The sequence below is a fragment of the Niallia sp. FSL W8-0635 genome (assembly GCF_038007965.1).
GTDB lineage: Bacteria > Bacillota > Bacilli > Bacillales > Cytobacillaceae > Niallia.
Genome location: NZ_JBBOYD010000001.1, coordinates 535,329 through 548,383, shown reverse-complemented (window position 1 = coordinate 548,383; position 13,055 = coordinate 535,329). Strand labels below are relative to the sequence as shown.

Annotated in this window: 13 protein-coding genes; 3 read left to right on the top strand and 10 right to left on the bottom strand. The window is 35.2% G+C overall.

All coding sequences use genetic code 11. From position 1 onward, the window contains the following. Positions 1-42 precede the first annotated feature (42 nt). The 5 genes from NYE52_RS02775 to NYE52_RS02755 all read right to left on the bottom strand — a co-directional run bounded on the left by NYE52_RS02775 (position 43) and on the right by NYE52_RS02755 (position 4,577). Positions 43-1,002 (bottom strand): diacylglycerol kinase, encoded by a 960-nt coding sequence (locus NYE52_RS02775; RefSeq protein ID WP_341191660.1) that lies wholly within the window; start codon positions 1,000-1,002, stop codon positions 43-45. Between the two features lie 437 nt (positions 1,003-1,439). Beyond that, positions 1,440-2,357: a hypothetical protein gene (locus NYE52_RS02770; protein ID WP_341191659.1), complete on the bottom strand. Its 918-nt coding sequence runs from the start codon at positions 2,355-2,357 to the stop codon at positions 1,440-1,442. A 95-nt stretch (positions 2,358-2,452) separates the two neighbouring features. Continuing rightward, positions 2,453-3,538, bottom strand: a complete 1,086-nt coding sequence (locus NYE52_RS02765; RefSeq protein WP_341191658.1) for a hypothetical protein — start codon at positions 3,536-3,538, stop codon at positions 2,453-2,455. Continuing rightward, a complete protein-coding gene (locus tag NYE52_RS02760; RefSeq protein ID WP_341191657.1) occupies positions 3,535-4,005 on the bottom strand; it encodes a hypothetical protein in 471 nt (156 codons plus the stop codon). Before NYE52_RS02760 ends, NYE52_RS02765 begins: the two co-directional genes overlap by 4 nt. Beyond that, positions 4,002-4,577, bottom strand: a complete 576-nt coding sequence (locus tag NYE52_RS02755; RefSeq protein WP_445669133.1) for an RNA polymerase sigma factor — start codon at positions 4,575-4,577, stop codon at positions 4,002-4,004. Before NYE52_RS02755 ends, NYE52_RS02760 begins: the two co-directional genes overlap by 4 nt. A 164-nt stretch (positions 4,578-4,741) precedes the next feature. On the opposite strand from NYE52_RS02755, the gene NYE52_RS02750 reads away from it, so the two are divergent. Together NYE52_RS02750 and plsY are read left to right on the top strand one after the other, a co-directional pair. After that, complete coding sequence (locus NYE52_RS02750; protein WP_341191656.1) at positions 4,742-6,418, top strand: hypothetical protein; 1,677 nt, start codon at positions 4,742-4,744, stop codon at positions 6,416-6,418. Between the two features lie 146 nt (positions 6,419-6,564). Next, complete coding sequence (gene plsY, locus NYE52_RS02745; RefSeq protein WP_341191655.1) at positions 6,565-7,185, top strand: glycerol-3-phosphate 1-O-acyltransferase PlsY; 621 nt, start codon at positions 6,565-6,567, stop codon at positions 7,183-7,185. A gap of 367 nt (positions 7,186-7,552) precedes the next feature. Here plsY and gatB read toward each other — a convergent pair whose 3' ends face one another. The 4 genes from gatB to NYE52_RS02725 all read right to left on the bottom strand — a co-directional run bounded on the left by gatB (position 7,553) and on the right by NYE52_RS02725 (position 11,808). Beyond that, the gene (gene gatB, locus NYE52_RS02740; RefSeq protein ID WP_341191654.1) at positions 7,553-8,980 is read right to left on the bottom strand and encodes an Asp-tRNA(Asn)/Glu-tRNA(Gln) amidotransferase subunit GatB; all 1,428 of its coding nucleotides are present in this window, start codon (positions 8,978-8,980) and stop codon (positions 7,553-7,555) included. 12 nt (positions 8,981-8,992) lie between these two features. Beyond that, entirely contained in the window at positions 8,993-10,450 is a 1,458-nt protein-coding gene (gene gatA, locus NYE52_RS02735) for an Asp-tRNA(Asn)/Glu-tRNA(Gln) amidotransferase subunit GatA (RefSeq protein ID WP_341191653.1), read from the bottom strand. Between the two features lie 14 nt (positions 10,451-10,464). Then, the gene (gene gatC / locus NYE52_RS02730; protein ID WP_341191652.1) at positions 10,465-10,755 is read right to left on the bottom strand and encodes an Asp-tRNA(Asn)/Glu-tRNA(Gln) amidotransferase subunit GatC; all 291 of its coding nucleotides are present in this window, start codon (positions 10,753-10,755) and stop codon (positions 10,465-10,467) included. A 225-nt stretch (positions 10,756-10,980) separates the two neighbouring features. After that, positions 10,981-11,808, bottom strand: coding sequence for a VanW family protein (locus tag NYE52_RS02725; protein WP_341191651.1), 828 nt, complete (start codon positions 11,806-11,808; stop codon positions 10,981-10,983). Positions 11,809-12,039: 231 nt separating this feature from the next. On the opposite strand from NYE52_RS02725, the gene NYE52_RS02720 reads away from it, so the two are divergent. Next, positions 12,040-12,471, top strand: coding sequence for a MarR family winged helix-turn-helix transcriptional regulator (locus tag NYE52_RS02720; RefSeq protein WP_341191650.1), 432 nt, complete (start codon positions 12,040-12,042; stop codon positions 12,469-12,471). Positions 12,472-12,561: 90 nt separating this feature from the next. On the opposite strand, the gene NYE52_RS02715 is transcribed toward NYE52_RS02720, so the two are convergent. Next, complete coding sequence (locus tag NYE52_RS02715) at positions 12,562-12,990, bottom strand: organic hydroperoxide resistance protein (RefSeq protein ID WP_341191649.1); 429 nt, start codon at positions 12,988-12,990, stop codon at positions 12,562-12,564. Positions 12,991-13,055: the final 65 nt, after the last annotated feature.

Here is a 13,055-nt window from a genome sequence, read left to right as displayed (position 1 = left end):
AGGGCCAATCAAAACAAAAAGTGAGGGGATTTCTTATTCCTCTCACTCCTCATTATTGTTTGTTTGTACCGCTTCTTTATAATCCTTGATATCTGGTCGATCTTCATCTCGAATTTCTTCAATTGGAACGAATAACTCGAAGTGGCGGTATAAATTAATAAATTCAGCTGGTAATAAGCCGCCAAATTCTCCATCTAGATTTAATTGTACCTTCTCATCTGAGCTAACCTTAATGTGATTCGCATTCGTATAAATGACATTCGGATCATTTATATGTTCTCCACGAATCGCCAACGTAGCAATTCTTATAAAATCTGCTAGGTTTGCTTTTTTTAAGATAAGCAATGAGAAGAGACCATCATTAATAGAGGCTCCTGGAGCTAACTTTTCAAAGCCACCAACTGAATTAGTTAGTCCTACTAGAAACAACATAGCTTCGCCTTCAAATAGCTTGCCATCATATTCGATTTTCACATGTGTTGCTTTAATGAATGGCAGCATTTCCACACCTTTTAAATAGTAAGCCAGTTGACCTAACATGGTCTTCAGTTTACTTGGGACCTCATAAGAGATTTCTGTTAAATGTCCGCCACCACTGATATTAATGAAATATTTATCATTCATTCTTCCAATATCAATTGGGATTGTATCGCCCTTAGTGATTACTTCTACCGCTCCCATAACATCTCTTGGAATATGCAATGCTCTTGCGAAATCATTTGTTGTTCCTACAGGAATTATCCCCAATTTTGGGCGATATTCTTGTTCAGCCATCCCATTTACTACTTCATTGATGGTTCCATCTCCGCCAGCAGCAATAACAAGATCAAATCGTCTTTCTACTGCAACTCTGGCTGCATATGTTGCATCCTCCGGACCAATGGTAGCATGACAAGAAGTTTCATACCCTGCCTCTTCTAATCTTTTTAGCACCTCTGGCAAATGTCTTTTAAAAGCTTCCCGACCTGAAGTAGGGTTATATATTATCCTAGCCCTTTTCATTTTTTCATCATCCTATAATCAAAATTCATTTTTTTCCATAACCACTAACATCATATACGATACTACTTACTTAAGGCAATGTTTAACTCTAGTTACTACCATGGTATGTGACACCTTATAGAGAAGTGTCCCTATTTAGCGTTTCTTCCCACATTATAACCCAATCTATTAGTTCACCATACTTTCCTTTCCTCTATTGCAGGATATTTTGTATTAATCAAACGTTTGATTAACTTTTTTTCGACATCGTGTAAAAAAATTCTCTTTCTTTAGAGGGAATCTGACAAGGAATGAGACACCTATCGATAATATTTGCAAAAAATCACCGATTAAAAAAAGGATGATTCTCCTCAGGAATACTTACCTTTGAGTCTAATCTATCCTTTTTTTATCTAGATTAAGGGTAATATGCACCCATTAATGGAAGTTTCCATTTATTAATGATTGGTTAAATCTAATGAACCACTATCAAAGACATGTATTGCAGAACCGCCTTTTCCCTTTTGGAGAATGGCTGTTGTTTCGCTTTCCGCATTTGCATCCTCTGTACTTGAATATTCCCATTCCTCTCGATCGCGATTATTAATGATCGTATCATTGACGGAAACTTTAACATTTGTTGTTTCATCTAATATTAAATCAATTTGAGGAACATTATTTACGGTCCAATTACTTTTTAAATCACGAGGATTTAACGTAATATCATTATTCATATCAATAATATCTAACTTCTTATTCGTCGGCACAAGTATCGTTGTATGTAAAGAAGAATAATCGGTATAAAATTCAGACATGCGATAAGGTAGCTGCTTTAAGCGAATAAATAAAGTATCTCCCTTTTGAGATACATAAAGATAGTCTTCAGGTTTAGAAACATTTACTTGCTCCGATTGAACGGTACGATAGGTTCCGAATAAAGAAAGGGTACCATCATTTGTTCCTTCGATTGTAATCGGATTTTGCTGACTTTCCGATTCAATTACAATTCTTTTAATATTATCCTTCATTACATAATTAAATTCCGGCAAATCTTTTGTCACTTCTTCTCTTTTTAAGCCTTGTTCTAGAATATCCATAATTCCAGAGGATTGGAGGAAGACCATCGATATTCCTGCTGTACCAATTATTCCAACAATAATGATACTGAATAAATCAAAGCTTAAATAGGGCTTCTCTTGCTTTGCAGAAAACAAATATAAAAGAATCTCCATTCCAAGAATAACTAAAATAATTGGCCACCAAACTTTTAATACGGTCACAATTTCCCAGTCGAAAAATTCTGTAAGTAATAAAAACACTCCTAGAAATACTAAAGATAATCCCATCGAAAAAGTACCAACTCGCCATTGTCTCATTCTTTTCTCTCTCCTTATGTAACAAGTGGCTTTTTTGATAGGAGAATATCCAAAAGCCACTTGTATAATCTCTCTTTCTATTTCCCCGAGACTTATTATATTTTTTTCTTTTTCGTTCCTTTTAACAGATGAATCCCACCTAGAATAAGGACAAGGCAAACAATCCCTGTCTGGAAATATTGATAAAAGAAGAAACGTAAATCAATGTCTATTATGTCTCTAATGATAGGCGAAAATATTGGTAAGATAATATTAATCATTAAATAATATAAGCCAATTACGAGTAGACCAATTCCAAACCATTTCTGATAGTTAATTAGATACGCAATAACAGGAACATCCTCTACCTCTTCTTCCCCTATTTTTGACGCCTTTTGTAATCCGTCAAAGAAACTATAGAACCAAATAATAGGGATAACAAATAGGAAAAGACCTAATCGTAATTCATTTAGAATAAAGATAGAGAACAAGAAGGCAGCCATTAGCTGAATTCCTCTTTGCTGCAATCCTAAATATAAATGCCCTGCACCTGGGAACACAGATAAGAAGGTCGCAATAAATTTACTTTTCTTTCCCTCTTCTCTATTCTTTTCAAAATCCTGAAAGATTGTAATATCCTCAAGCGTTTCTCCCTTAAGTTTTTTATTAAACTGCTGGGAAACATCATAAAAACCATAAATCCAAATAACTGGCAAAATTGCCAAGAATAATAGAAATTCATTCGTATATGTTAGAAAGGTAATAAATAGAATCATGATACCTAAACCGAGAAAAGCTGTTAATAGTGTTATTCCTCGGTATACTAAACCTAACTGGATATGACCTAACCCAGGAATAAAGGATAATACAATTGTATAAAATCGCTCAGACTCGGTTGTTTTTACTAATACAGGAGCCACCTCTCCAGCTTCTGTATTACTGGCAAAATTCACCCGCTCCTTTAAATAGCTACTGGTCGTAATTAATGTATCGAAAAAACTAATACAATAGATAATGAAACCTATAACAATTACAATAAATGTCCACTCGCCGTAATACCATGAACTATGAATAATAATGGACATAAATGCTAGTCCAAATACAGCCAGCCCATATAAAAAGCCTCGTAGCTTTTTTCCAATATAGAAAAGACCTCCACCTGGAAAAAATGCTAAGATTGTTGCGACAATCGGGTTTTTCATTTCTTAAAATCCTCCTTTTTACTACCATCGAATGAATCCATCCAGGCAAATGTTTTATCCACTAATCCATCTGTTTTTGACTGTTGTTTTACGGATATTTCCGCTTTTTGGATCGTATCTGTATGTTTAATTATCGATTGAAAAAATCCTGCCGACATTAGGATCAATGTAAGACTTGCGGCAATTGCATAATGGAATATGGATGATTGATAAAAAGGTCGTTTCTTTTCTGTCACTTTTTCTATCACCATATTTTCATTAGATATTTTCTTCATAATATCATTCATAAAAGCTGCTTCATCTGAAATCGAAGGAAGTGTCTCCTCTTGCTTGTCTACTGCTTCTATATATAATTCTAAGCATTGATCGCATGTATACAAATGATTTTCAAGCAGGACTCTTTCTGTATCATTTAATTCATCTTTCACATACTTCATCCAATGGTCTATAGAATAATGAGTTGTCATAAAAAGTCTTCCTCCTTCCAATGCGTTTTGATCCAGATTCTCGCTCGATACAACTTCGTTTCAATCGTTTTCACTTGAACATTTTGTTCAGATGCCATTTCTTGATAGCTTTTTTCTTGGATGTAAAAACCATAAATGACATCTCTGTAATTAGCAGGTACTTCTTCTAGCCTTTGTTGGACAAGCTTTTGTCGTTCCCGCCTCATCACTTCTAATTCTACATCATCGGCAAGAGAGCCTCCTATATGAGATTCCAATTCTTCTGCCATTTCTTCTTTTCTTCTTTGTTTTTTTCTTCTCATATCAATGGCATGATTAACAGCAATTCTTGTAATCCATGTTTTAAAACCTTGATTCTCATATTTGGGGAGAGAGGTATAGATTTTAATAAACACTTCCTGCGTCGCATCTTCTGCTTCTTTTTGATCCTTCAAGACACTATATATGGTACGAAACAAATAGTCTCGATATTTTTCTACTAACAGACGAAATGCGTGATCATTACCTGCTTTTACTTTATCAATTAATACTTGATCACTAATGGCCTCTCCCCCCTTTCCTAGCCATTCTATAGTAATAGACGTAAACTGACTGTCATTACCCTACAGTCTTTTTATTATTTTTCATAATAAATTTATTTGTAATGCTCTCCTTTGTAATAGTATCATTATTAATTGAAACTTTTTACCATTTCTTTCGTATTTATTCTATAGCAAATTATCAAAGGAGAATGTGTATGCATTATTTATTTGCATTACTGGCTTTAACACTAAATCCATTCATATGGAAAAGCCATCTAAAAAAACGAAGGTTTCTTATCTTTCAAATCATTCGATTGCTTACGGGGATTCTAATTATATTTTGTCTTAATTATTTTCAGCTAATCGATCATACCTTACAGGCCTTATTTAAATACGGTGCTATTTATCTTGCTTTCTTCTTATTCTTAGATTTGCTTTTTGGAAAAGTAAAGGGATATAAAATAACAGGAATTCTATTTTTGTACTTTGTCTTATTTAGTCTCTACGTCCAATTTATTTATCCATTAACCATAACGGGAGATAAATATCATTTTGTACAAGAAAAAGCTACTGTTATCGAAAAAGAAGCTGTTTCTACTAATGAAAAGCATATCGTCGTTGTTCCGGAAAGCTATGCGCGTTATCGTAGTGAGAAGAAGCTTGGGGAGATTTCACATCCTTCCTATTACGATTTAGGAGATTCTACTTTACAAAAAATTGATGAGCATCTTTATTGGGTGACACCAATTGAATACACAGGATTTTTCAAATGGGTAAAAGGAAATGATGTTCCTGGTTTTATTAAAATGAGTGCAGAGGACGAAAACGAGGATGCTGTCTTAGTTCAATCATCTATGAAATATGTTCCATCTGCATACTTCAATGAAGATCTAAAAAGGCTAGTCAGAAATAAACATAAAGATACGATTCTGCTTGAAGCTAGCTTTGAACCAGATGATAATGATAAACCTTATTATGTTATTCCTTATGGCCAGTATAATAAATTCCGAGAGATTGTTGATATTAAAGGGATTTATATCATTGACCCTGCTACTGGAAAAGTTGAAGACTATGCGATGAACAATATTCCCGATTTCATTGACCATGTCATTCCTACAAGTGTAGCTGAAGATTGGAATGAGTGGTATGGAAAATATATTCATGGTTTCTGGAATACCCTTTTTGCAAAAGAAGATATGAAATTGCCCACAACTTGGGAAAACGTAGACGAAGTTAATGGAGTATTTAACGAAGATTTACAATTACATTGGTTTACAGACTTCACTCGTCCGAAATCAGATAGCGGAAGTATGGTTGGTTACTCAATGATTAATGCCCGAACTGGTACACTTACTTTCTACACCGAAGCAAATGGATCGTTAAATGGGAAATCTGCTATCAATGTTGCCGAGAAAACGTTTCGTGCTCAAAAGTATGAAGCGGGGACTCCTCTACTTTATACAATTTACGGGCAGTTCACATGGGTTGTCCCATTAATGGATAGCAATCATGTATTAAGAGAAATTATGTTAATTAACGCGAAGGATGAAAAGGTGTATAGTTATCATACAGAAAAAACAAAGCTTTTTAATGATTATAAATATGCACTTGTGACCCTCTTAAAAAATGATAAAACCGTTCCTAACAATATTGCCGACCAAAAGACGATAACTGGAACTGTTAGCTATGTGTATAAATCAGAAATAGAAAATAGTACAATCGTAAAATTCATGCTAGAAGGAAATAAAACCATTTTCCAAGTTTCATCAAATGATTTTCCTTATAGTATTTTCCTAGAAAAAGGGATGGAACTAACGGTAGATTATGTAGATACAGAAGAAGTGATTGTAACGGTTGAAAATTTGGTAGTAGAAGAACAAGATTTACATTAATCTTAGAAAAATCAAAAAAAAACAGCAGCTATTATTTATAATATAGGGAGAAGGGAACAAACTTCTCCCTATTGCTGCATAGAATAAAAGCAGAGAACTAAAATCATGTTTTATTCTAGTAAGCTTAAGATTATGTTAAAGGAGAAATGCACTTGATTATTATTATTCTAGCTTCTTACTTAATCGGTTCTTTTCCAACTGCCTTAATAATAGGTAAGTTTTTTTATGGCATCGACATTCGAAAACACGGCAGCTTTAACCCTGGAGCAACTAATTCTATTCGCGTATTAGGCAAAAAAGCCGGGATTGCCGTTTTACTACTTGATGTTGGAAAAGGAGCGCTAGCCGCATGTTTACCATACTTACTTATGGTAGATGTAAATCCGTTATACACTGGATTAGTAGCAGTCATCGGTCATTGCTTTCCTATTTTTGCAGGCTTCCGTGGTGGAAAAGCAATTGCCACAACAGCCGGAACTCTTCTTGTTGCCAATCCAGCTCTGTTTTTCATTACCTATTTGGCTTTCTTTGCTGTCATTTTTATAACAAAATATGTGTTTCTAGGTAGTATTTCTGTTGGGATAACCATTTTCTTATATGCACTATTTTCTCCTGCAATCGAGCATGAGTGGCTATTTTTATTATTTTTAGTTCTACTAATCTTTTTACATCGCTCTAATATCATTAATTTTATCCATAGCAAAGAACCAAAAATAAACGATAAAAACATAAAAAAGGATCGAATCAACCCGAAAAAAATAAGCTGATTCTCCTTTATTGGACAAGCTTTTTAGGTAAATGTTGATTATGGACTTTTCCTGGGAAATACTGTCGAAATTACAGAAAATGATTTACTGAGAAGTGCACATTCGATAGAAATGATGGTTGGTTCCTACTTTGGATTGATTATTATAGAAAAAAATTAAACATTTATAACAAGGGCGTGGATCATCCATTCCCTTGTTCTTTTTAATTAAGTGGGAGCTTCGGTGATTCCTCTGTTACCTTTTCCGGCTCATTATACTGCTCTCGGGCTCAGAGAACGTTTCTCTGTTACCTTTTTCTCAACAAAAAAAGCTGCCAACAAAGTCGTAATTCAACATTTGCTGGCAGCTAAGAAAAGAAATTCTCTTATTATCTTTTATTCATTTCTTCCACTAACAACTTGTTAACCATTTGTGGATTAGCTTGTCCTTTTGTTGCTTTCATCAATTGACCAACAAGGAAACCAATTGCTTTTTGTTTTCCGTTTTTAAAGTCCTCAATGGATTGCGGGTTGTTATCCAATACTTCTCCGATAATTTTCAATAATGCCCCTTCATCGGAAATTTGTACTAACCCCTTCTCTTTAACAATTGCTTCAGCATCTCCGCCATTTTCGATTAACTCTTTAAAAACTTGCTTTGCAATTTTACTAGAAATTGTTCCGTTTCCAATAAGCTTAATCATGCCGGCAAGGTTCTCTGGTGTTAGCTTTACTTCTGCTAGCTCTTTTTGTTCTGCGTTTAAATAGGCAGAAACGTCACCCATTACCCAGTTAGATGCAAGCTTTGGTTCTGCTCCGTTTGCCACAGTACCTTCGAAGAAATCAGCCATCTCTTTCGTAACGGTTAATACTTTCGCATCATACTCTGGTAAGCCCCATACTTCCATATAACGCTTCTGTCTTGCATCTGGTAGCTCTGGAATTTCTGCGCGAATTCGTGCTTTCCAGTCTTCATCGATATATAAATCTGTTAAATCCGGTTCTGGGAAATAACGATAATCATCGGAGCCTTCTTTTACACGCATTAACAATGTTGTACTGGTTGCTTCATCAAAGCGGCGTGTTTCTTGATTAATGACACCACCTGAAGAAACAACCTCTCTTTGGCGTTGTTCTTCATACTCTAAGCCTTTACGGACAAAGTTAAAGGAGTTTAAGTTTTTCAACTCTGTTTTCGTTCCGAATTCCTCTTGCCCTACTGGACGAATCGAAATGTTGGCATCGCAACGTAAAGATCCTTCTTCCATTTTACAATCAGAAACACCTGTATATTGAACGATGGATTTCAATTTTTCCAAGTAAGCATATGCTTCATTTGGTGTACGAATATCTGGCTCAGAAACGATTTCGATTAATGGCGTTCCCTGACGGTTGAAGTCCACTAATGAATATCCTTTCTCATGATTTAGTTTTCCCGCATCCTCTTCTAAATGCACACGGGTAATTCCAATTTTTTTCTTATAGCCATCTACTTCAATTTCAATCCAGCCATGTTCTCCAATCGGTTTATCGAATTGTGAGATTTGATAAGCTTTCGGATTATCTGGATAAAAATAGTTTTTACGGTCAAATTTTGTTTCAGTAGCTATTTCGCAATTTAATGCCATTGATGCCTTCATGCCATATTCTACTGCCTTTTTATTTAAAACAGGGAGTACGCCAGGATAGCCTAAATCGACTACTGTTGTATTTGTATTCGGCGCAGCACCAAAGTGATTGGGACTTGCTGAGAATATTTTTGATTGTGTTTTTAGCTCTACATGGACCTCTAGCCCAATGACTGTTTCAAATTCCATTTTTTTCACCCCTTACAGCGTTGGTTTTTGTTTATGATAATCCGTTGCCTGTTCAAACGAATAAGCCACTTTATATACAGATGCTTCATCAAAGTGTTTTCCGATAATTTGTAAACCAAGCGGTAAACCATTAGAGAAACCACAAGGAACGGAAATACCTGGTACACCAGCAAGGTTCACTGGAATCGTTAATATATCATTTGCATACATCGTTAATGGATCGTCTACATTTTCCCCTAATTTAAAGGCAGGAGTCGGAGTAGTTGGTCCAATAATGACATCATACTTTTCAAATACGTCTTCAAAATCCTTTTTGATTAATGTACGTACTTTTTGTGCTTTTTTGTAATAGGCATCATAGTAGCCAGAGCTTAGAGCAAAGGTTCCAAGCATAATTCTGCGCTTCACTTCATCACCAAATCCTTCTGCACGAGAACGTTTATATAAATCGATCAATGTTTCTACATCTTCCGCACGATAGCCATAGCGTACACCATCAAAACGTGAAAGGTTTGCCGATGCTTCTGAAGAAGATAATAAATAATACGTTGCAAGGGCATATTTACTATGTGGCAGGGATACTTCTTCCCATGTTGCGCCCAATTTCTCTAATACCTTTAAGGCATCTAATACAGATTGACGTACTGCTTCATTTACACCTTCTGCTAAATACTCTTTCGGCACAGCTATTTTCATGCCCTTAATGTCGCCAGTTAGTCCTTTCGTAAAATCAGGGACTTCTACATTTGCCGAAGTAGAATCCATTGGATCTAATCCAGAAATAGCATTAAGCAAGAAAGCATTGTCTTCTACCGTACGTGTAATTGGTCCAATTTGATCCAGTGAAGATGCAAACGCAACTAGACCAAATCGTGAAATTCTTCCATATGTAGGTTTTAAGCCGACAACCCCACAGAATGCTGCTGGTTGACGAATAGAACCACCAGTATCTGATCCAAGTGAAAAGAGTACTTCACCTGCTGCAACCGATGCGGCAGAACCACCTGATGAACCGCCCGGAACTGTTTCAAGATTCCATGGGTTTTTCGTTTTTTGGTAATAAGAATTTTCTGTTGAAGATCCCATAGCAAACTCATCCATGTTTAGCTTTCCAATCGTAATAGCCCCAGCTGCTTGTAGCTTGTCCATAACAGTAGCATTATAAATCGGTTGGAAATTCTCTAAGATTTTGCTAGAACAAGTTGTTCTTAAATCCTTCGTAACGATATTATCCTTTATACCAATTGGCATCCCAAATAGGCTTCCGGAATGTTCCCCATTTACAAGCTTGCTATCTAGTGCGCTAGCTTGTGATAAAGCATTTTCTTCGTCTAATGTTAAAAATGCTTGTACTTTCTCATCTACGTCTTTTATGCGATTATACGATTCTTTTACTAAATCAGTAACAGATATCTCTTTTTTATGTAATAATTCTTGTAAATCCGTCATCTTTTGATCAAAAAGACTCATGTATTTTCCCCTCCTTACTCTATGATAGATGGTACTTTAATTTGTCCATCCTGATGATCTGGTGCATTGCGCAAAACATCCTCAACAGGTAATCCCTTCGTTGGTATATCTTCACGTAATACATTTTTCATATCTAATACATGGGAAGTTGGTTCGATTCCCTCTGTGTCTAATTCATTTAATTGCTCTGCAAAAGAAATAATAGCATCTAACTGCTTTTGAAAATGCCCTGCTTCCTCATCTGATATCGCAAGTCTAGCAAGATTCGCAACATGCTTTACTTCTTCCTTTGTAATTCTTGACATATATATGTCACCTCCATCATTATACGTACAACACAATAATCTGATAATATCAAACAAAACGTTAGGAAAGCAACCGAATATCATAATAGGAGGCTATTTCCTAAAAAAATGTTGTTTTACATAAAAAATAAAATTTACACTCTTCTACAAGTATACCATTATGTCTTAGTCAGTCGCTCGGTTCATTTCTACTTTAAAGTAGAAAAAAGAGGGATTCCCCTCTTTTTATGGTGTATTCTCCGTCGAAGAAAGAAGTGGCTCATACATCATTAATGCATGATTTTCTGTGATATACTCTTCCTCCAACAATACGCCTCTTCTATTAAACTTTTTCCGATAGATTTGATTATGACGGATATAACCTCCAAAATATGCTGGTGTGATTTGATGCGCCTTTTCAAACACCTCATAACGAAATAAACTAGGTGATGTTCCTAGCCATTCCCCTTTTAAATGGGTATCCGTAACTTCTAAGCACAATTGAAAAGGTGTATCCGTTTCATTCTTGATTTGTAAATCTAAATAATTGTAGGAACAAGTCGCTCCACTACCGAATGGCTGAGTTCGATTCGAATCAGGAAAAACATCATAGCTATGGCGATGCCTTTCCACTACAGTTAATGAAGTATGTAATGTCATCCAGTAGATAAGATTAGACAGTTGGCACAGTCCCCCACCAACTCCCGTCCGATAACCGCCTGCAAAAAGAACCATCCCATCAACGTAACCTTTTTTATATGTGGGCTTTCCAATTGTTCTCCAATACGAAAAGGTTTCTCCTGGTTCCAACACTATCTGATTTATTTTGGAAACTGCCAATTTCAAATTGGTAATTTTATTATACTGAAGCTTCATATCAACATCTTTTAATTCTCTTAGCAGCATCGTTTTATGGGTAAAATAGGAATACGGTAGTAATGCCTTTTGCTTTTTCTTTGCATATTGCTTTCTTTCTATCATCCATTGCATATATCTCTTGGTCGTATAATATTTTTTTCCGAAATAAAGACGTAGGGCTGACCTTTTTTTAGGTCTTAATGCTGTTATATCCATACACTCTCTCCATTTTTTCCCTTTTCTTATTTATTTCGCTAATTTTTTATTAAATCCTTTTTTCTAAAGCTTATTTTCTGGCATCATATAATTTTCCTTTTTTGTACAAAACCATTATTTGCAGAACAGAATTTACTTTATTTTTCCCATTATCGGCAAATAGATAGGAAATTAAATAAAAATCCGATACAATAGTTTATATTTAGAAGACTAAAAAGCTAGGTGACGAAAATGAATGAAATAGACTCTTTAAAATTAGAAAACCAACTTTGTTTTCTTTTATATGCAAGTTCTCGAGAATTAACGAAAAAATATAAGCCATTGTTAGAGGAGCTAGATGTAACCTATCCACAATACTTAGTACTTTTGCTTCTTTGGGAGCATAGAAGTCTTAGTGTGAAGGAAATGGGAAATTATTTATATCTTGATTCTGGCACATTAACACCAATGCTTAAGAGAATGGAACAGCAAGGATTACTTCAACGTAAGCGATCCCTTGAAGATGAGCGTTCTGTACTAATTACCTTAACGGAAAATGGAGCTTCTCTACAGCAAAAGGCAGAATGTATTCCAACCGAAGTTACCAAGCTTTTCGGAAAATCAGATGAGGAAGTCAATGAATTAAAACAATCTCTTTTAAAGCTTCTGCAAAACCTTACGTAATTCGCTCTAATCTAAAATGGGATAAACAACAAAAAGAAGAGCAGATGGAAGTTTGTAATACTTTCATCTGCTCTTCTTTTTATATCTTAATTAATCTGTAACCACTTCTAGTTGAACCTCAATATTCCCTCTTGTTGCTTTAGAATAAGGGCAGAAATTATGCGCTTTGTGTACAAGCTCCTCTAATACAGTCTTTTCAATTCCAGTCCCTTTAACAGATAATTTCACACCTAATTTAAAGCCTTGATCTGTTTCATCCTTTAATAAGCTAACACTTGCTGTTGTTTCCGATTCAAATTTTACTTTTTCTCTTTGTGCCATTAATTGCAATGCACCATCAAAGCATGCCGCATATCCAGCTGCAAATAATTGCTCAGGATTTGTTGCATCCTCCAATTCCTTTTCTCTTTGTGTTCCTGGCATTGCTGTATCAAATTGAATAACATAGTCTTCTGATTCTACTCGACCTTCTCTTCCTCCAGTTGCTGTAACGGATGTTGTAAGAATTGTTTCGCTCATGAATAATTCCTCCAATAATTTATTATTTATCACAAATACATTGTACACAATATAATTTCACAAAA